Raw genomic sequence first — 17,697 nt, 5'->3', positions numbered from 1 at the left:
GGATGCGCCGCGACGCGACCGAGGCCGACGCCGACGCCGGATCGCCGCACGACGAGTGGGCGCCGCCGCTGCTGAGCCGGCGTCCCTACCGCACGCTGGTCGCGCTCGCGCTCGTGTTGGTGACCGGCGGCGCGCTCCTGCTCGGCCTCTTCCTGCTCGTCTTCGAGCCCGACGCGTGGCAGGCCGGCGTCGCGCTGCTGATGCTGTTCTGCCTGCCGTTCGCGGTGCGGCCGGTCGAGCTGGGCCGCTGGTCGGCGAACTGGCTGCGCTGGCCGGAGATGGTCGCTTTCGTGCTGCTGCTGGCGGTCGCGATCGGGCTCGGCGTGCGCGGGCTCGCGCACGGGATCGCATTGCTGGACGAGCGCGACTGGACCGGCGCGACGCCGCTCGAGATCGCCTTCTGGCTGGGGGAGGGGACGGCGGCGCTCGGCGGCGCCTTCTTGCTGCTGGCGTCCGTCCCGCTGCCGCTCCCGCGCCGGGCGGCGCGCTGGGCGCTCGCCGCGCTCGCGGTCGTCGTCTCGGCGTGCGGGCTTGCGACCGCGGTCGTCTACGCCGGACCGGACGGCTGCGGCAGCTTCGCGGTCGACCGCGAGCGCTGGCTGGCCGGCGCCGTCGATTCGCCGAGCGGCGACGACCGCGACCGCGAGCGGATCGCCGACGCGATCGTCCGCTGCGACGCGCTCGACGGCATGACGATCGCCGAGGTGCGCGCCGCGCTCGGGCCCGAGGCCGAGGGGGACCCGGACATCGGAGCGCACACGCGCGGGTGGCCGGTCGGCTGGGTCAACGACGGGATCGGGCCCGGCGACGAGCAGTACCTCGAGGTGCAGTTCGCCGACGGCCGCGTGGCCGAGGCGTCGCTGCGCTACGACGAGTACGCCGACGACTGAGGGGCGCGCGCGACGCCGTGGCGTCTCGCGCGCCGCGCGCCGCGTCGAGTCGCGCCCCGCGCCGCGCCGACGTGGCGCGACGCGGGCTCGCGCTCAGCCTCTGCTCGGACGCGCCGCCTCGAAGGCGGCCTTCACGTCGGCGGCCTCCTTGCCGAGCGCCTTCGCGACGGCGGCGTAGAGCGCCGTCTCGCGCGCGTCGTGCTCGGCTCTGTGGGCCGCCTCGGCCTTCGTCAGCGCCGCGCGCACCTCGGCCTCGCTCTTCGACAGCCCGCTCGCGAGCGCGGCGACGAGCGCGCTGTCATCCGGTCTGCCGGCGGGTCTGCCGGCCGGTCTCCCCGCGGGGCGCCCGCCGTCGCGCGCACCGTCGCGATCGGGCCCGCCGGCGCCGCGCTGCGGCCGGTTGGCGTCGAGGATCTTCTGCACCGCGGCGGTCTCGACGCCGAGCGCCTGCGCGAGCGCGGCCGCATGCCCGGCGCCGCGGTCGCCACGCGCTCTGGCACTCGATCTGTCAGCCGGACGCGCGCCCTCGACGGCGGCCTTGAGCTTCGCCTCGGTCACGCCGAGCGTCTCGGCGACGGCGGCGAGGTCGTGCGGCGCGCCGGGGCCGCCGCGCCCGGGACCGCCGGGACCGCCCGGCCCGCGGCCGTCGGCAGGGCGCTCGGTCGTCGTCGTTCCGGTCGACGCGCTGTCGTCGGCGGCGCCGGCGACGGCGACCGTGGTGCCGCCGACGGCGACGGCCGCGGTGGCGGCCGCGACGGTCAGGCGGCTGCGGGAGAGCTTGAGCATGCGGGGACCTCGTGGATCGGTTGTGGTGACCGCCACACCGTCCCGCCGCACGCTGAGCAGGCTGTGGCGAGAGGCTGAGAAGGCGCTGAGTGCGGGCGAGGCGAGCGAGGAAGCAGCGCGGGTCGTATGCGCGTGTCGGATCCTCGCTCGCCTGACGATCGGCGCTCACAAGGGGAGTTGGGCGCCGGTCTCGCCCGAAGGACCGGCCGAGGGGGGTTTCAGCCTGTCCGCCGTTGGAACATATTCCGCCGCGTCGACCTGAATCCAGAGCCTGCCGGCGATTACTTACGCGCAGGCATACGCGTCACGCCGCCTGCTGTCCGTAGCGGAGGCGCCAGACCCGCAGGAGCGGCTGGAGCAGCCGTGGAAGCGTTCCGCCGGCTGCGAGCAGGCGCTGCGTCGAGCGGTTGGGATCGTGTGCGCGCACGCTGTCCTTGGTGAGGTACATCGCGATCATGCCCGCGACGATCACGCCATGTCGGTGGTGGTTCGGCAGCCGCATCGCGCGCGCGGCCGACTCGACGATGCTCGTTTCGATCCGCTCGACCGCGTGGCGCTCGTCTGGATAGTGGGCGACGTAGCTGTGGTTGCCGGTCGCTGCGTCCTCGGCGCGGTCGACATAGCTGTCGAGCATCGTGGTCGTGAGCGAGATCCACGGCCAGTACGCGTCGCGGACCGCGAGCGCGTCCGCTGGTCTTGCGCTCGGATCGGCGGCGACGGCGAGCAGCGCGTGGACCACGAGTGACGCGCTGGCCGCGCCGCTGAGTTCGAACCACGCCAGGCGCTCCTCGCCGGGGAACTCCTCCCGCGCCCAGGCACGCAGGGCAGCGTCGCGTTGCTCGGCGTCGACCAGGTGGTTGAGTGCGAGCACCTGCGCGCGCCATGCCTCGACCGCGAGCATCTCCCGGACGAGCGGGAAGGAGGGCAGCGAAGCGCAGCCGTCGCGGCACGTGACGACCAGGTCGTGCAGGTAGCCGCCGTCGTCGCTGGCGGTGTGGTGCTCGTACCAGTCGCTCAACGGCCGCCGAGTGTCGAGCGCGTCGACGAGGGCGAGGTGCAGTTGCCGGCCGTTGCGCTCGGACGGAGCCGATTCGTGCACGGTGTCGAGGTAGTCCCAGATGATCTCGTACGCGACCAGCAGGTCGAGCAGCGTCCGGTCGCGGGCGCGCGGCAGCGCGGCGAACAGCGCAGCACCGTCTGTGTGGCCTCTCTTGGTGTCCAGCGCGGTCAGCGCCGCGCGGCGCAGCGCCGCGTCGGGGATGTCGCTCGCGCGGCGCCTCCACCGGGCGGCCGCTCTCGAGACGCGCGGTTGAGCCCACGCGAGTTGGCGGGTCGCGGTGCGCACGAGCGCCGCGCACTGGGCCGCGGAGAGCGGCAGAGGATCTCTGCTGGCGGGTGACATCCGCGCAGCGTAGGAGCGGCGGATCGCTCCATGTGCGCGCTCAGTGCGCCGGTGCAGGTTCCGGCCCGACCCGCACCGCGAGCAGCCCAGGAATCGCGAGGATCGCCAAGGCGACGAGCAGGACGATCGCGAGCATCGCGACGGCGATCAGCAGCGCCGGTTCGTAGAAGACGGGGAAGCCCGTGACGGCCCGCAGGGCGCGGCTGAGCATCACCTGTCCGCCGAGTCCGAAGATCGCACCGGCGAGGCAGCCGCTGCCGAGCAGCGTGCCGCTCTCCAGCAGCAGCGCGCGCCACAGCTCCGGCTGGCTGAAACCGTCGGCCTTCAACCCTGCGAGCGTCGGCCGTCGCTGCCAGATCACCCCGCCCATCGCGGTCGCCATCGCGAGGATCGCCGCACCGAGCACCAGCGCAGAGATCTGCGTCAGGCGTTCGAGCCCGGCGCGTGCTTCGGCGAAGTGACGCTGCTGGCGCTCCTCCGCCGTCTCCAGCACGACCGGCAGCGATTGCCCGATCGACTCCGCCAGCGCCCGTCTGACGGTCGCTGGATCGGCGTCCGGTTCCGTCGCTATCTGGAGCGCGCTGGGTCTGTCGGTGCCCCACGCGCGCGTGGCGTCCTCAGCGTTGAGGATGATCGCGCCCGGCGGCCAGCCGAGGTTCGTCGTCAACGCCGCGACACGCAGTCTGGTCGGGTTCGGCGAGGGCAGTTCGAACCAGTCGCCGACGTCGACGCCGGCGTCATCGGCAACCGCCTCGGAGAGCGTGATCCAGCCGCCGTCGCGAATCCGATCGGTCGCCTCCTCGACGTTCCCGTCGGCGAGCTGGCGCGGTGGGATCGGCGCGTCGGCGTCGACGGGCGGGCCGAGCACCCACGTCCGCCGATCGCCGAGGTCGAGGAACTCGCCGCGATACTCGCGGACGGCGGCGACCCCCGGTACCGCCTCGATGCGCTGAAGGTCGAGCGCATCGACCTCGAACGGCGTCGTGGCGAACGCGTTGGGCTCACCCGGGAAGGTGGCCCACACATCGGCGTTGGCGTCTATCTGGCGGGCGGAGGTGTCGAGGCCGCGCAGCAGGTCGCGATGGGCACCGCCGATCGCGACGCTCGCGAAGACTGCGACCGCGCCGGTCGCGGCGAGCGCGAACATCCGCGTCCGGGAGGCGCGCGAGCGCAGCTCCATTGCGGCGAGGGCCGGAACGGCACTCTTGACGAATTGGCCGGCCCATCCGAGCGCCGCGACTCCCGCCTGCATCAGCAGCGGCAGCAGGAACAGCAGCGCGGCGGTCATCAGCACCATCCCGCCAAGCGCCGCCGCCGGCGCCAGCAGCAGGACGACCCCAGCGCCGAGCAGGCAGCCCGCGCCTGCCAACGCGAACGCCGCCGACGCTCGACGGGGGCGCTGCGAGGCGTCTGCGTGCTCATTGGGACGGCGCGTGAAGATCTCGCGGATCGGCGCCAGCACGGCGATGCAGGCGGCGACCAGGGCGGCGGCGATCGCGGCCGCGAAGCTCGTCCAGTCGACGATCCGCTGTGAGCCGATCGGGAACGCGAAGCCGAGGTAGCCGGGAACCGAACTGAAGAGGTGGCGCGAGAGCTGGTCACCGATCAGCAAGCCGATCACTGCGCCCGCCGCGCCGAGCATGACCGCGTCGAACAGCATCACCTTGACGACCACCGCGGGCGTGTGGCCCGCGAGTCGCAGATCGGCGATGAAGCGACGGCGCTTGGGCACCGTCAGCAGGACCGCGCTCAGGGCGAAGAGGAAGCCGACGAGCGCGGCCAGGAGCGAGAAGAGCGCCGTCGACTGGTTGGTCGGCATCGACGCCTGCTGGAAGGTCGCGACGTCAGCGTCGGCATCTGCGACGGTGAGCGTTCCGCCCGCGAGCCGTTGAAGGCCGCGGCGCGCTTCGTCGTCGCGTCCCGGCAGCGGTTGCACGAAGATCCGTGAGACTCTGCCGGGCAGGCCGCTGATCGCCTGCACGTAGGAGAGCGGCGCGATCGCGACCGGGCTGTGGACAAGGTCCCCGATGTCCCCGGCGTCCAGCCGGCCGCCGAGCGTGGATGCGACGCGCCCGGCACCGGTCTCGATCTCCAGGGCGCCGCCGAACGTGACCCCGACCGTTTGCGCGACCGGCGCGGTCAGGCCGATGGCGCGCTGGCCGGCCAGCCGGTCCGACGCGAACGGTTGCAGCAGCGGGCCGCCGAATCTCGCAAAGCGCGGGTCGCCCCCGACCAGCAGCAGCGGCTGCTGTCCCCGCGGGCCGTGCACGATCACGCGCGCCTCCAGCACCGGCGCGGCATCGTCGACGCCGGGCAGCGCACGGACGCGCGCGAGCAGTTCGTCGCTGAACCCCTCCGGCCCGCGCGCCGTGAGCTGGAAGCGGGCGTCGCCGACGATCCCGCTCGTCAACTGGCGCAGCGACCCAGTCAGACTGGTGTTGGCCACGAGCGAAGCGAACACGAGCGCGACGCCGACGGCGATGCCCGCGACCGCGAGCAGCTCCTGAACGAGTCGCTGCGGCAGCCGCACGCGGTAGAGGTGAAAGATGTTCGACAGCCGCATGGGGAGCTTCCAGGTGGGTCAGCTCTGCGGGAGAGCCGGGGCGCGCTCGGGGGAGTACTCGCGCAGGCGCCCGTCACGCAGCTCGTGCACGCGGGTGGCATAGGCCGCCGCCTGCGGGTCGTGGGTCACCAGCAGCATCGCGACCTCATGCTCGCGACAGAGGCGGGTCAGCAGCCGGAGCACCTCGTGGCTGCGTTCGCCGTCGAGGCTGCCGGTCGGCTCGTCGGCGAGCACCAGGCTCGGTTTCGTCGACAGCGCTCGCGCGATCAGGACCCGCTGCCGCTCACCGACCGAGAGCTGCTCGGCACGATGCCGAAGGCGATCCTTGAGTCCCAGCTCGATCAGCAGCGGCGTCACCTGCTTTCGCGCTCTGCGCCAGCCCGTTCTGTTGTCGAGCAGCTTGAGGGTCGCGTTGTCGAGCGCGGAAGCGCCGTCCATCACCTCGATCTCCTGCCGCACGAACCCCATCTCTCGCCGGCGGTACTGAGCTGCGTCGCGCGCGGAGAGCGCCGAGACGTTGCGGCCGGCGACGTAGACGGCGCCGCTGTCGGGCGTCAGCATCGCGGCGATCAGCTTCAACAGCGTCGACTTGCCCGATCCGCTCGGCCCGTACAACGCGACCAGCTCGCCGCGGTCGACGTGCATCGAGACGCCGTCGATCGCGCGGACGGTCTCACCGCCCGGCGCGGCGTAGTGCTTGACCAGCTCGCGGACCTCGAGCATCACGCCGTCTGCTGTCCGCCCGGGAAGTCGATCACGCGACCGCGCTCGGGTGGCGGCTCGGGCACGCCGAGCAGCAGCCCGCGGCTGAGCGTGAAGACTTCGTGGGCGTGCAGCATCGCCGGCATGTCCGGCACCGCCATCAGCACGCCGATCCGATCGTCGTCGGCCAACGAGCGCAGCAGCGCGACGACGCGCTCGCGATCGATCAGGTCAAGGCCGGCGGTGGGGTCGTCGAGCACCAGCAGCGAAGGCTCGCGCACGAGACCGTGGGACAGCGTGACCTGCATCCGCTCCGCATCTGCCAGATCGCTCCAGCGCGCCGGCGAGCACTCCTCCACGCCGATCCGCGCCATTGCCGCCAACGCCAGCCGCTTCACGGTTCGATGCCCGTGCAGACCGAGCAACGGCAGCCCGACGTAGTCGACCATCGTCAGCTCGTCGCTCGCCGGCCCGCTGCGTGACACCCAGCCGATCCGGCGACGGTGCAGCTCCGCGAGTTGGCTGGTCGAAAGGCGCGAGAGGTCGCGTCCCTCGAACGCGACGGTGCCCGAGTCGGGCGCCTCCAGCCCGGCAGCGACCTTCATCAACGTCGTCTTGCCGCCGCTGCGCGTGCCGTACACCGCGACGAAGTCACCAGCGTTCACTGTCAGCGACGCCTCGCGCAACACGGTGATCTCGTGCAGCCCGCGCACGTAGCGCTTTGAGACAGCTTCGAGTGCCAGCAGCGTCATCGCACCTGCTCCGACGACGCTGACGCGCGGCGTTCGAGCACGGCGCGGACGCGCTGCAGCCAGTCGATCGTGCCTTGGAGGCGGATCGCGCGCGCCTCGTCGATCAGCACAGAGGCGACCGATGGCCACGGCACGTCGACCCCAACCAGATCGCGCAGCGGAGCCCGGGTGAGGGAGGTCAGCTCTTCGACGCACAATCGCTCCTGCGCGATGACTTGTGTCATCAGATGACCGATGTCGCCCGGCTCCGCCAGGACGAGCTTGGCGTGCAGTTCGTCGCGCACCAACGCGCGCTCGCACGGCTCCCGCATCCAGCGCCGAAACTCGCTGCGACCCCGCTCCGTCGCCACGTACATCACCCGCGGCGAGCCGCGCCGCGTCGCCCCGAACGACTTCGGCCCCGACTCGACGATCTGATCGTCGTGCTCGAGCCGGTCGAGCACCCGGTAGACGACGGTGTCGGACAGCCCCAGGAACCCGAGCCGATCGTCGAGACGCTGCTGCAACTCGTAGCCATAGCCGGGCCGGTCGATCACCAGTCCCAACACCACGTGATTCGTCGACAGCATCGCCGCCCCCAATAGCTGCGCCCCTGAATTGGAAACGCAAGCGTATACGACCGCATGGCCGCCGGTGTAAGGTGATCGAAGCGATCCACCGCCTGCAGGCGGTCCTCGGGGCGAGGCACGGAACGCAGACGTCAGCTACAGGTCAGGGGAGTGAGCAGGGTGAGCAGCAACCGCCGTGGTTCGATCGCGCGAGCCATCGCGCTCGTCGCCGGAGCGATCGCGACGATCGCCGTCGTCGTCGGTCCGGCCGAAGCCGATCCGATCGCTCAGGCGGCTCGCACGCTCGACATCAACGAGCACGCCGACCTGCGACTGACGAGACGCTCCGGTTCGACGCTCTGGCACTCCGGCACCGCCACCGGCACGCTTCCAGGCAGCGTCTCGGCTCGCTTCGAGATGACCCTCACGAAGGTCACCGGCACCGTCACGATCCGACCGCGCAGCGGCGGATCGCTCACGATCAACGTCGTCGGCTACGCCAAGTCGGCCGGGGTCAACGCACGCTTCTCCGGCAACATGGCGGTCCGAAAAGGCACTGGCAGATACAAGAACGCCGTTGGCAGCGGCACGTTTGACGGCACTGTGAACCGCCGCAGCTTCAACGCCACCGTCACCGCGAAGGCCAAGCTCACCTACTGACACGGGACGGGCACGGTGCGCTCCCTGCTCCTCGGCGCGACGATCGCCGCGGTCGCGACCGCGATCACGGCGTCTGCGTCGGTCACGACGACCGCCGCTGACGCCGTGCAGCGCACGCCCGTCAGCCTTGTCGTCTCGCTCGACCACGATGCGAGACCGGGGGAGCCGACCGCGCTCAACCTTGGTCTGCGAATCGACCTGCGTCGCCAGCCGGCGCCGCTCACGATGGTCAGCCTGCGCTATCCCGCCACGATCGGCGTGACGACCAGCGGCCTCGGCATCGAACCCTGTCGCTGGCCGCCGTCGGACTTCGAAGCGGTCGTGATCGAGCTGACATCGCAACTCGGCTGCCCGCGCAACTCCGTCATGGGCGTCGGCACCGCGAGCGGACAGATACGGATGGACGGAACAGCGATCTCACGCGAGGTCGGCACCATCTCCGTCCACTCCGGTCCGCTCATCGGCGAACGGCTCCAGCTCGTCACGCTCGTCGACGGCGTGAACCCGATCGGCGCCCGCCTCGTGTTCGCCGGCGAGGTCCGTCCCGCATCCAAGCCCTACGGCGGCGAACTGACGCTCCGAATCCGCCCGCTGCCACCCAGCTGGCGCGCCAGCATCGCCCTCAGCGAGCTCGACCTCGCGATCGGCTCGCCCGAGATCGTCTACCACGACCGCGCCGGCGGCAAGACCATGCGCTACCGCCCCGACGGCATCGTCCTGCCCGCCCGCTGCCCGCGTGGCGCGTTCCGCTTCGCCGCGATGCTGCGGTTCGCGGACGGACGACGGATCGAGACGAGCGCCGTCGCCGCATGCCCGAGCTAGCGGCCGCGATGGTGCCGGCGCGCGCGCCGAGCGCACGGCGTCGCTGTCGAGCGCGCGCGGCTCGTCGGCTACCAGCGTCGTCTTGCCGGCGCCGGGCATCCCGGCGACGACCACGACGGCGGATGAACTCGGTGGCAGGAGCATCGCTCCACCGTGGGTCGCGCGTCGCGAGGTCCACCTCGTCGTCGTCGACGCGACGCCGGCGCAGGCGCGGGCCGGTCAGCGGGCGCGCGGGCGGATCGTGCGCGAGCGGGCGATGCGCCGCCACGAGCGGGGCTGGGCGGACGCGCGGGTCGAGCGCGAGCAGTGGACGACCGTCACGCGGCTCACGCGCTCAGCCGAGCGCTCTGAGGCGGTAGCCGACGCCGCGCACCGTCTCCAGCGCCCCGGCGCGGTCGCCGAGCTTGCGGCGCAATGACGAGACGACGACGTCGACGACGTTGGAGCCGCCGGTCCAGTCGGTGCCCCACACCTCCTGCAGCAGCGTCGCGCGCGGCACCGCCGCGCCTGAGCGGCGCTGGAGGCAGCCGAGCAGCTCCGCCTCCAGCCGCGTGAGGTCGACCGTCACGCCGTCGAGCTGCAACCGCCGCTCGTCGGGATCGACGCTCGCGGCCCCGGCGGCGACGCGCAGCTCGCGCTGGCCCAGCTCGTCGAGCCAGCCGTCGACCGACGCCGGCCCGAAGTCGACGCAGACGGTCTCCGGCTGCTCCTCCAGCGGCAGGTAGCCCATCACCAGCGAGCAGGTCTCGTCGGCGTCGTGGAAGTCGCGGGCGCGCGCGTACACGCGCCGCAGCTCGGGTCGCAGCTCGACGTACTTGCGCGTCACCTCGATCAGCAGCGCCGCGCCCGCGACCGAGCCGACCTCGCCGCCGGCGATGTAGCGCAGAAACAGCGCGCGCTGGTCGCGCGGCGGCCGCTCGCGCCGCAGGTGCTCGCGCCAGCGGCAGGCGACCGGATCGTCCTCCAGCAGCCGCGGGCTGACCGTGCGCGGCTCGACCAGCAGGGCGAAGCCGATCGCCGTGCCGTCGTCGTCGCGCGCGACGAGGAAGCCGTCGCGCGCCGCCTCCCACCAGCGCGGCAGCAGCTCGCGCTCGCCCGGCTCCATGTGGCGCCGGCCGATCTCCTCCAGCGCCGGCCAGTCGTCGGGCCGCGCCGGCTCGACCGCCTGCTCGCCGACGGCCGGCGGGAAGAAGACGCGCCGCACCGCCTGCTCCTCGATCAGGTAGAGCATGTCGGCCGTGTAGCGGCCGACGTCGCGCGGCGGCGCGCCGCGCAGCTCGCTCCGCAGCCGGCTCCACGCGGCCGCGCGCATGCGCCAGTAGGCGTCGGGGTTGGTCGCGCGCAGCAGCGCGCTGGTCGCCTCGCGGACGGTGTCGTGGACGACGAGCCCGTCATGGCCGATCACGACGAACGGCAGCCGGCGCAGACGCTCGAAGGTCGTCGCGGCGTCGTCGTCGGGCAGCATCGCCTCCAGCACCGACAAGGTCGTGCGGCGCGTCAGCGACGCCGCGTCGAGCGCCCGCCGCGTGGCGGGGTCGAGCCCGTCGAGGTAGAGCCGCGCCAGCTCCTCGCCGACGGCGCCGACCGCGATCGCGTCGAAGCGCAGCGTCGGGCGGTCGCGCAGCGCCTCCGCGGCCAGCTGGAGGCTGAGCGGGTGGCCGCGCGCGATCGCGTTGACGTGCGTCAACGCAGCATCGGCGACGCCGCGCTCGCGCAGCATCGCGACCGCGTCCTCGGGCGGCAGGTTGCCGAGCGCGAGCACGCGCAGCGCGGGCCCGTACGTCGTCCGCCACGCCTCGGCGGGCTGCTCGCGGCCGCCGAAGACGACGCGGACGTTGGCCGGCAGGGAGGGGACGAAGGTGCGGCAGAGCCACTGGTCGAGCGTCAGGAACAGCTCGTAGCCGTCGATCACCAGCACGACTCGCTCGGCCTGCGCGGCGAGCGCGTTCGCGACGTGCTGCGGGGACGGCGCGCCGTCAGGGTCCGCGCCGTCGCTCGCGCCGTCGGGGACGGCCCCCGTCAGCTCCGCGAGCGCCGTCAGGAAGGCGCCGCGCGTCGCGTAGACGGCATGCCCGTCCAGCTCGACGACGGCGGCGCCGCGTCCGCGCGCGGTGGCGGCGAAGGCATGCAGGAGGGTCGACTTCCCGACGCCGGCGAGCCCGTGCACGTAGGCGACGAGCGGGCCGCCCTCGTCGAGCAGCTCCGCCAGGGCATGCCGCTCCCGCTCGCGCCCGGCGAGTCGTGCGGCCCGGTCCTGCAGCAGTGCTCCTACCGATTGCGGCATCTCTGATGCACCAGGAAGCCATCCTACGCGGCCCCGGCCGCCCTGTCACGCGAAAGCGGCTGCCTCATCGAAGCCTCACAAACGCCTCAGAAACGACCGGGCGACCGCGCTTACGGTCCGCTCATCCACTGCCCGACCGCAAGGAGAGCGCCATGTCATCCATCCTCGACGAGACCCGCATCGAAGCGTTCGCCGGCCAGATCGTGACCGACGTCGGCGCGACGCTCGGCACCGCGCTGGTGACGATCGGCGACCGCCTCGGCCTCTATCGCGCGATGGCCGACGCGCAGCCGGTCAGCGCGGCCGAGCTGGCGGCGCGCACCAGCACGCACGAGCGCTACGTGCGCGAGTGGCTCAACGCGCAGGCCGCCGGCGGCTACGTCACCTACGACGCCGAGTGCGATCGCTACGTGCTGCCGGCCGAGCACGCCTTCGTGCTCGCCGACGAGCAGAGCCCGGTCGCGCTCGCCGGCATGTTCCAGTCGGCGGCGGCCGCCTTCGAGGGTCGCGAGCGGGTCGTCGAGCGCTTCCGCAGCGGCGACGGGCTCGGCTGGCACGAGCACCACCACGACCTCTTCGACGGCACCGGCCGGGCGTTCGGCGCGAACTACCGCGCCAACCTCGTGGCGGAGTGGCTGCCGGCGCTCGACGGCGTCGTCGAGCGGCTGACCGCCGGCGGCTACGTCGCCGACGTCGGCTGCGGCCACGGCGTCGCGACGATCCTGATGGCGCAGGCGTTCCCGGCCTCGACCTTCGTCGGCTACGACTACCACCTCGCGTCGATCGAGGCCGCGCGCGCCGCGGCCGCCGAGGCCGGCGTCGAGGACCGCGTCAGCTTCGAGGTCGCGCGCGCCGACGACTACCCGGGCGGCGGCTACGACCTGATCGCCTTCTTCGACTCGCTGCACGACCTCGGCGATCCGGTCGGTGCCGCCGCGCGCGCGTCGAGCGCGCTGGCGCCCGACGGCACCTGCCTGATCGTCGAGCCGTTCGCCGGCGACTCGATCGCGGAGAACCTGACGCCGCTCGGACGCTCCTACTACGGCTTCTCGACGCTCGTCTGCACGCCGGGCTCGCTGTCGCAGGAGGGCCGCGCCGGCCTCGGCACGCAGGCCGGCGAGCGACGACTGACCGAAGTGCTGAAGGCCGGCGGCTTCACGCGCGTGCGGCGCGCGGCCGAGACCCCGTTCAACCTGGTTCTGGAGGCGAAACGATGAGGGGAAGTCGATTTGACGTGATCGTGGTCGGCGGCGGCCCCGCCGGCCTCAGCGCGGCGCTGACGCTCGGCCGTGCGCGGCTGCGCGTGCTGGTCGTCGACGCGGGCGAGCCGGCCAACGCCGCCGGCGCCGGCATCGGCGGGCTGCTCGGCCACCCGGCCGAGGAGCCGGTGAGCACGCTGCGGGCGGCCGGCACGGCGCAGTTGCGCGAGCTGGTCGGCACCGTCGCGCGGCTCGACGGACGCGTGCGCGACGTGCGCGCCGTGCGCGGCGACGGCAGACGGTTCTTCGCCGTCGACGTCGACGGCGCGGTCCTGCGCGCCCGCGCGCTGCTGCTCGCCGGCGGGCTGCGCTACCTGCCGCCGGCGCTGCCGGGGATGGAGTCGCTGTGGGGCCGCTCGGTCTTCCACTGCCCGTTCTGCGACGGCTGGGAGTCGCGCGACCAGGTGATCGCCGTCTCCGACGAGGGCGCCAGGCTGGTGCGGCGCGCGCTGCTGCTGCGCGGCTGGAGCCGCGAGGTGGTCGCGGTCGGCCCGCTGTCGGTCGCCGACCGTGCCGAGCTGGCGGCGGCGGGCGTGCGCGTGCGCACGGAGCCGGTCGCGGCGCTGGAGGCCGATCCCGCCGACGCGACGCGCCTGCGCGCGATCCGCTTCGCCGACGGCTCGCGCGAGCGCGCCGACGCGCTCTTCGTGGCGCCGCGGTTGGAGCGTCACGACGCGCTCCCCGAGCGGCTCGGCTGCGCGCCGTCAGCGGAGCAGTCGGCGCTGCTCGCGGTCGACGCCGACGGTCGCACGAGCGTCCCCGGCGTCTACGCGGCCGGAGACCTCGCCGAGCCGGTCCGCTCGGTCGCCAACGCCGTCGGCAGCGGCTCGCGCGTCGGCAAGGCGATCGCGCTGGAGCTGCTGCGTCCGCTCGACCGCGAGATCGCGATGGAGCACGCGCTCACGCCGAACGTCGTCCGCCGCCGCACGCCGGCCCGGGTCTGAGACCGGGTCAGCGTGCGGCGGGGCGCGCGGGCTCCTAGAGCAGCCCGTTCGCCTCCAGGTAGGCCTGAGCGACCTCCTGCGGCGACTGCTTGTCGATCGCGACGGCGGCGTTCATTCTCTGCATCGCCTCCGTCGTCAGCTTCTGGCTGACGGCGTCGAGCGTGGCCTGGAACTCCGGCCCCTGCGCCTCCAGCACTCTCGTGGAGACGACCGGCGTGACGTTCTGGAAGCCGAAGACGTTTCTCGGATCCTCCAGCACGACGTATCTGCCGCCTTCCAGCTGCCCGTCGGTCGTGAAGACCTGCGCGACGTCGATCTTGCCGTTGTCGATCGCCTGGTACTGGAGGCCGATCGTCAGCGGCGAGAACTCCACGTCGGTGATCCCATACGCTCTCTCCAGCCCCGGGAGGCCGGTCGCGCGTCTGCGGAACTCCGGCGCCGCGCCGAGGCGGAAGCCCGGCACCTTCGTCAGGTCGCCGACGCTTCTGATGCCGTTTCTCTCCGAGTACTCCGGCGTCACCGCCAGCGCGTCGGTGTCGGTGAAGGGCGTCAGCGGCAGCAGCGTGAAGCCGTTTCTCTCCGCGTACGCCTTGCCGGCGGCGAAGGTCGCCTCGGCGTCCGGGTACGTTCTCGTGTCGCCGGCGACGACGTTGTTGAAGATCCCGATGTACTCGGGGTAGAGGTCGATCTGTCCGCTTCTGAGCGCTCTGTCGGCGATCTCGGTCGACCCGATGTTCTCCTTCAGGTCGACGGTGAAGCCTCTCGCCTCAAGCGCCTGCTTGTACAGCTGACCGAGCACGAACTGCTCGGTGAAGTTCTTCGTGCCGAGCGTGACGGCCTCTCTGCCCTCACCGGGCAGGGCGGCGCTCGTCTCCGTCCCGCCGGCGGTCGTGGCGGCGCTTGTGCTCGAATCGTCGTCGTCACTGCCACAGGCAGCGACCCCGAAGGCCAGCACGAGCGCGACGACGGCCATCAGCAGCGTGCGCAACGTTCCCTGCTTCACGTTGGGTTGTCCTTTCCTGGTTGGCGTACTCTCACCAGCACGTCCTCTCGTTCCCCCGGAGCGCGGGCCTCCTCTTCCCATGCTCCTCACGCCGTCTCCGTGCTCGCCGGCGGACCGACGACGGCGACGTCGCGGCGTTGCTCCGCGCGCAGTCCGCGCGGTGTCACCGCCCGCTGCAGCGCAGCGAACAGCAACTCGGCGACCAGTGCCAGCACAGCGACGCAGATCGCGGCCCCGAGCACGCCCGGGAGGCGGTACGTCGCCTGGTCGACGATGATGTCGCCGAGGCTGTGGGCCCCGGCGAGCGGCGCGAGCGTCGCGGTCGCGATCACGTACACGACCGCGGTGCGAATGCCCGCGAAGATCAGTGGCAGGGCGAGCGGCAGCTCGACCCGCAGCAGCACCTCGGTCGGCGTCATGCCCATCCCGCGCGCCGCCTCGACGGCGTCGCCGTCGACGCCGTCGATCGCCACGTAGGCGTTCGTCAGCATCGGCGGGACGGCCAGCACGATCAGCGCGACCATCACGTTGACGAAGCCGATCCCGAGCAGCGCGACGCCGATCGAGATCAGCGCCAGGCTCGGCAGCGCGCGGCCGACGTTGGAGATGTTGATCGCGGCGAACGAGCCGCGGTGCAGATGGCCGAGCCAGACGCCGAGCGGGAGCGCGAGCAGCAGCGCGATCCCCATCGAGGCACCGGTCAGCGCGAGGTGGTCGAGCGTCAGCTCCCACAGCAGCGACACGTTGTCGCGGATGAAGTCGAGCGCGTCGAGGAAGTCGTTCATCGCCGCACCGTCCGCGACCATGGGCTGATCGCCCGCTGGATCAGCACCAGCAGCGCGTCGGCGACGAGCGCGAGCGCGACGCAGAGGCCGCCGGCCGCCAGCAGCTCGGTGCTGAAGGTCTGCTGCAGCGCCGTGTAGATCGGATCGCCGAGCCCTTCGTCGACGACGAAGACGGCGATCGTCGCGAGGCTGATCACAGTCACCGTCGCGATCCGCAGGCCGGCGAAGATCGCCGGCAGTGCCAGCGGCAGCTCGACCTTCCACAGCAGCTGGCGCTCGGTCATCCCCATCCCGCGCGCGGCGTCGCGCACCTCCGCGGGCACGCCGGAGAGGCCGGCGAGCACGTTGCGGAAGAGGATCAGCAGCGTGTAGGAGACGAGCGCGATCTCGGCCGTCGTGCGCGTCAGGCCGGTGAAGGGCACCAGCAGCTGGAACAGCGCCAGCGACGGGATCGTGTAGAGGAAGCCGGTGACGACGACGATCGGCGTCGCCAGCCAGCCGCGGCGGTGGGCCGCGAGCGCGAGCGCGAAGGCGATCGCGGAGCCGATCCCGACCGCTATCAACGTCAGCACGATGTGCTGCAGCAGCGCCGGCTGGAGCGTGTCGGCCCAGTTGTCCTTCACCCAGCTCCAGCAGAAGAGCGCGTCGTCGTCGCGCTCACAGGCGCTGCCTCTGCCGAAGTCGGGGATGACGGGCTCGGACTGCGCGAAGACCGTCGTCATCGCGATCACTCCGGAGGGCGCAGTGCGTCGCTGATCAGTTCGAGCGAGACGAGGCCGGCGAGCCTGCCGTCGTCCTCGACGACGACGAGCGGGCGGTTGCGGTCGGCGACGACGAGCGAGAGCGCGTCGCGCAGCGAGGTCGCGCGGCCTGCGGTCGCCGCCAGCGGGTCGGCGTCCTCGACCGCGACGGGCTGGCCGTTGAGCCGCTCTATCGGCAGGCGTCCGATCGGCTGCTCGGCGCCGTCGAGCACGACCAGCTCGTCGGCGCCGTGGCGCTCGGCGCGCTGGCGCGCGTCGGCGGCCGGCTCGCCGACGCGCGCGACGGCGCCGTCGGCCAGCTGGATGTCGCCGAGGTGGCTGAGCGTCAGCCGCTTGAGGCCGCGGTCGGCGCCGACGAACTTGGCGACGAACTCGTCGGCGGGGGAGGCGAGCAGCTCGTCGGGGGTGGCGTACTGCGCCAGCTTGCCGCCCTCGCGCAGGATCGCGATGCGGTCGCCCATCTTGATCGCCTCGTCGATGTCGTGCGTGACGAAGACGACCGTCTTGCGGATCTCCGACTGCAGCCGCAGGAACTCGTCCTGCAGCCGCTCGCGGTTGATCGGGTCGATCGCGCCGAACGGCTCGTCCATCAGCATCAGCGGCGGATCGGCGGCAAGCGCGCGGGCGACGCCGACGCGCTGGCGCTGGCCGCCGGAGAGCTGCGAGGGGTAGCGGGCGCCCATCTCAGCCGGCAGCCCGACCAGCTCGAGCAGCTCGGCGACGCGCTGCTCGGTGCGGCCCTTGTCCCAGCCGAGCAGCTTCGGCACCGTCGCGACGTTCTGCGCGATCGTCTGGTGCGGGAAGAGGCCGATCTGCTGGATCACGTAGCCGATCTCGCGCCGCAGCTCGGCCGGCTTGCGCGCGGTCACGCTCTTGCCGTCGAGCAGGATCTCGCCCGAGGTCAGGTCGATCATGCGGTTGACGAGCCGCATCGCGGTCGTCTTGCCGCAGCCCGACGGGCCGACGAGGACGCAGATCTCGCCCGCGGGCACGGCGAAGGAGAGATCGTCGATCGCCGCTCTGTCCGCGCCGGGGTAGCGCTTGCCGACGTTGCGGAACTCCAGCGGAGCAGCGCCGGACATGGCTCCGGGGTAGGCCGTCGGCCCCTCGGACTGGGCGGTGTTCTCGCTGTTCACAGGTCAGACTCGCGCGGGCGGGTACCGGGCTGGTACCAATGACTCTAGTCCTCGCCCGGACGGTTGCGCGGCAAACGAGCGTTGGCACGCCAGCGTCCCCTCGCTGACCTGACCTGCTGAAATCGCTCAAGTTCGCCCACGTCCTGCCGACTACGCGTAGAGCGCGCCGTCCCCGCCGTCCGTCCCCCGCCGTCCCGAGGAACCGTTCGTTTGAAGGCCCACCGCAGCAGCGCCCGTCTTCGTCAGCCCGCGTTCGCGGCGCCGCTGCTCGCCACCTCGGCGCTGGCGCTGCTGCCGGCCGGCGCGGCGGCGCTCGGCAGCGCGCAGCAGGGGCTCGGGCAGGGCAGCTACGACGTGCGCGCGGCGGCTGCCGCGGCCGACCCCAGCGCGCCCGGCGCGG

18 protein-coding genes are annotated in these 17,697 nt (G+C 72.7%); 7 read left to right on the top strand and 11 right to left on the bottom strand.

The features are described from left to right. Positions 1 to 2: 2 nt before the first annotated feature. Positions 3 to 890, top strand: a complete 888-nt coding sequence (locus R7226_RS22470; protein ID WP_318599587.1) for a hypothetical protein — start codon at positions 3 to 5, stop codon at positions 888 to 890. Between the two features lie 93 nt (positions 891 to 983). Here R7226_RS22470 and R7226_RS22465 read toward each other — a convergent pair whose 3' ends face one another. The 6 genes from R7226_RS22465 to R7226_RS22440 all read right to left on the bottom strand — a co-directional run bounded on the left by R7226_RS22465 (position 984) and on the right by R7226_RS22440 (position 7,664). Next, positions 984 to 1,676 (bottom strand): hypothetical protein, encoded by a 693-nt coding sequence (locus tag R7226_RS22465; protein WP_318599586.1) that lies wholly within the window; start codon positions 1,674 to 1,676, stop codon positions 984 to 986. 304 nt (positions 1,677 to 1,980) lie between these two features. Further along, positions 1,981 to 3,078 carry a DUF2600 family protein gene (locus tag R7226_RS22460; protein ID WP_318599585.1) on the bottom strand — a complete coding sequence of 366 codons (1,098 nt, stop codon included), beginning with the start codon at positions 3,076 to 3,078 and terminating at the stop codon, positions 1,981 to 1,983. Positions 3,079 to 3,118: 40 nt separating this feature from the next. Next, the gene (locus tag R7226_RS22455; RefSeq protein WP_318599584.1) at positions 3,119 to 5,641 is read right to left on the bottom strand and encodes an ABC transporter permease; all 2,523 of its coding nucleotides are present in this window, start codon (positions 5,639 to 5,641) and stop codon (positions 3,119 to 3,121) included. 18 nt (positions 5,642 to 5,659) lie between these two features. Next, positions 5,660 to 6,364, bottom strand: a complete 705-nt coding sequence (locus R7226_RS22450; protein WP_318599583.1) for an ABC transporter ATP-binding protein — start codon at positions 6,362 to 6,364, stop codon at positions 5,660 to 5,662. Next, positions 6,364 to 7,095 (bottom strand): ATP-binding cassette domain-containing protein, encoded by a 732-nt coding sequence (locus R7226_RS22445; protein WP_318599582.1) that lies wholly within the window; start codon positions 7,093 to 7,095, stop codon positions 6,364 to 6,366. The genes R7226_RS22450 and R7226_RS22445 overlap by 1 nt, the downstream gene beginning before the upstream one ends. After that, complete coding sequence (locus R7226_RS22440; protein ID WP_318599581.1) at positions 7,092 to 7,664, bottom strand: PadR family transcriptional regulator; 573 nt, start codon at positions 7,662 to 7,664, stop codon at positions 7,092 to 7,094. The genes R7226_RS22445 and R7226_RS22440 overlap by 4 nt, the downstream gene beginning before the upstream one ends. Positions 7,665 to 7,823: 159 nt before the next feature. Between R7226_RS22440 and R7226_RS22435 the strand changes: the two genes are divergently transcribed. From R7226_RS22435 to R7226_RS22425, 3 genes are all read left to right on the top strand, one after another. Continuing rightward, positions 7,824 to 8,303 (top strand): autotransporter, encoded by a 480-nt coding sequence (locus R7226_RS22435; protein ID WP_318599580.1) that lies wholly within the window; start codon positions 7,824 to 7,826, stop codon positions 8,301 to 8,303. 15 nt (positions 8,304 to 8,318) lie between these two features. Next, positions 8,319 to 9,125 (top strand): hypothetical protein, encoded by an 807-nt coding sequence (locus tag R7226_RS22430; protein WP_318599579.1) that lies wholly within the window; start codon positions 8,319 to 8,321, stop codon positions 9,123 to 9,125. An 82-nt stretch (positions 9,126 to 9,207) separates the two neighbouring features. Further along, the gene (locus R7226_RS22425; RefSeq protein ID WP_318599577.1) at positions 9,208 to 9,543 is read left to right on the top strand and encodes a hypothetical protein; all 336 of its coding nucleotides are present in this window, start codon (positions 9,208 to 9,210) and stop codon (positions 9,541 to 9,543) included. On the opposite strand, the gene R7226_RS22420 is transcribed toward R7226_RS22425, so the two are convergent. Further along, the gene (locus R7226_RS22420; protein WP_318599576.1) at positions 9,460 to 11,409 is read right to left on the bottom strand and encodes a winged helix-turn-helix domain-containing protein; all 1,950 of its coding nucleotides are present in this window, start codon (positions 11,407 to 11,409) and stop codon (positions 9,460 to 9,462) included. The two genes, R7226_RS22425 and R7226_RS22420, sit on opposite strands and share 84 nt — an antisense overlap. 152 nt (positions 11,410 to 11,561) lie before the next feature. On the opposite strand from R7226_RS22420, the gene R7226_RS22415 reads away from it, so the two are divergent. Together R7226_RS22415 and R7226_RS22410 are read left to right on the top strand one after the other, a co-directional pair. Beyond that, entirely contained in the window at positions 11,562 to 12,626 is a 1,065-nt protein-coding gene (locus R7226_RS22415) for a class I SAM-dependent methyltransferase (protein ID WP_318599575.1), read from the top strand. Beyond that, positions 12,623 to 13,612, top strand: a complete 990-nt coding sequence (locus tag R7226_RS22410) for an NAD(P)/FAD-dependent oxidoreductase (protein WP_318599573.1) — start codon at positions 12,623 to 12,625, stop codon at positions 13,610 to 13,612. The genes R7226_RS22415 and R7226_RS22410 overlap by 4 nt, the downstream gene beginning before the upstream one ends. A 34-nt stretch (positions 13,613 to 13,646) precedes the next feature. Here R7226_RS22410 and R7226_RS22405 read toward each other — a convergent pair whose 3' ends face one another. From R7226_RS22405 to R7226_RS22390, 4 genes are all read right to left on the bottom strand, one after another. Continuing rightward, positions 13,647 to 14,615: a glycine betaine ABC transporter substrate-binding protein gene (locus R7226_RS22405; protein WP_318599572.1), complete on the bottom strand. Its 969-nt coding sequence runs from the start codon at positions 14,613 to 14,615 to the stop codon at positions 13,647 to 13,649. A gap of 86 nt (positions 14,616 to 14,701) precedes the next feature. Next, positions 14,702 to 15,400, bottom strand: coding sequence for an ABC transporter permease (locus R7226_RS22400; RefSeq protein ID WP_318599571.1), 699 nt, complete (start codon positions 15,398 to 15,400; stop codon positions 14,702 to 14,704). Then, a complete protein-coding gene (locus R7226_RS22395) occupies positions 15,397 to 16,122 on the bottom strand; it encodes an ABC transporter permease (RefSeq protein WP_318599570.1) in 726 nt (241 codons plus the stop codon). Before R7226_RS22395 ends, R7226_RS22400 begins: the two co-directional genes overlap by 4 nt. A gap of 5 nt (positions 16,123 to 16,127) precedes the next feature. Beyond that, positions 16,128 to 17,243 (bottom strand): ABC transporter ATP-binding protein, encoded by a 1,116-nt coding sequence (locus R7226_RS22390; RefSeq protein ID WP_318599569.1) that lies wholly within the window; start codon positions 17,241 to 17,243, stop codon positions 16,128 to 16,130. A 264-nt stretch (positions 17,244 to 17,507) separates the two neighbouring features. Between R7226_RS22390 and R7226_RS22385 the strand changes: the two genes are divergently transcribed. After that, positions 17,508 to 17,697 (top strand): hypothetical protein (locus R7226_RS22385; RefSeq protein WP_318599568.1); only part of this gene is annotated, 190 nt, incomplete at its 3' end.

It is taken from the genome of Conexibacter stalactiti (assembly GCF_033542075.1).
In the GTDB taxonomy this organism is placed as follows: Bacteria; Actinomycetota; Thermoleophilia; order Solirubrobacterales; family Solirubrobacteraceae; genus Conexibacter; species Conexibacter stalactiti.
The sequence above is the reverse complement of the archived record's forward strand: the minus strand, read 5'-3'. Positions and strand labels throughout refer to the sequence as shown.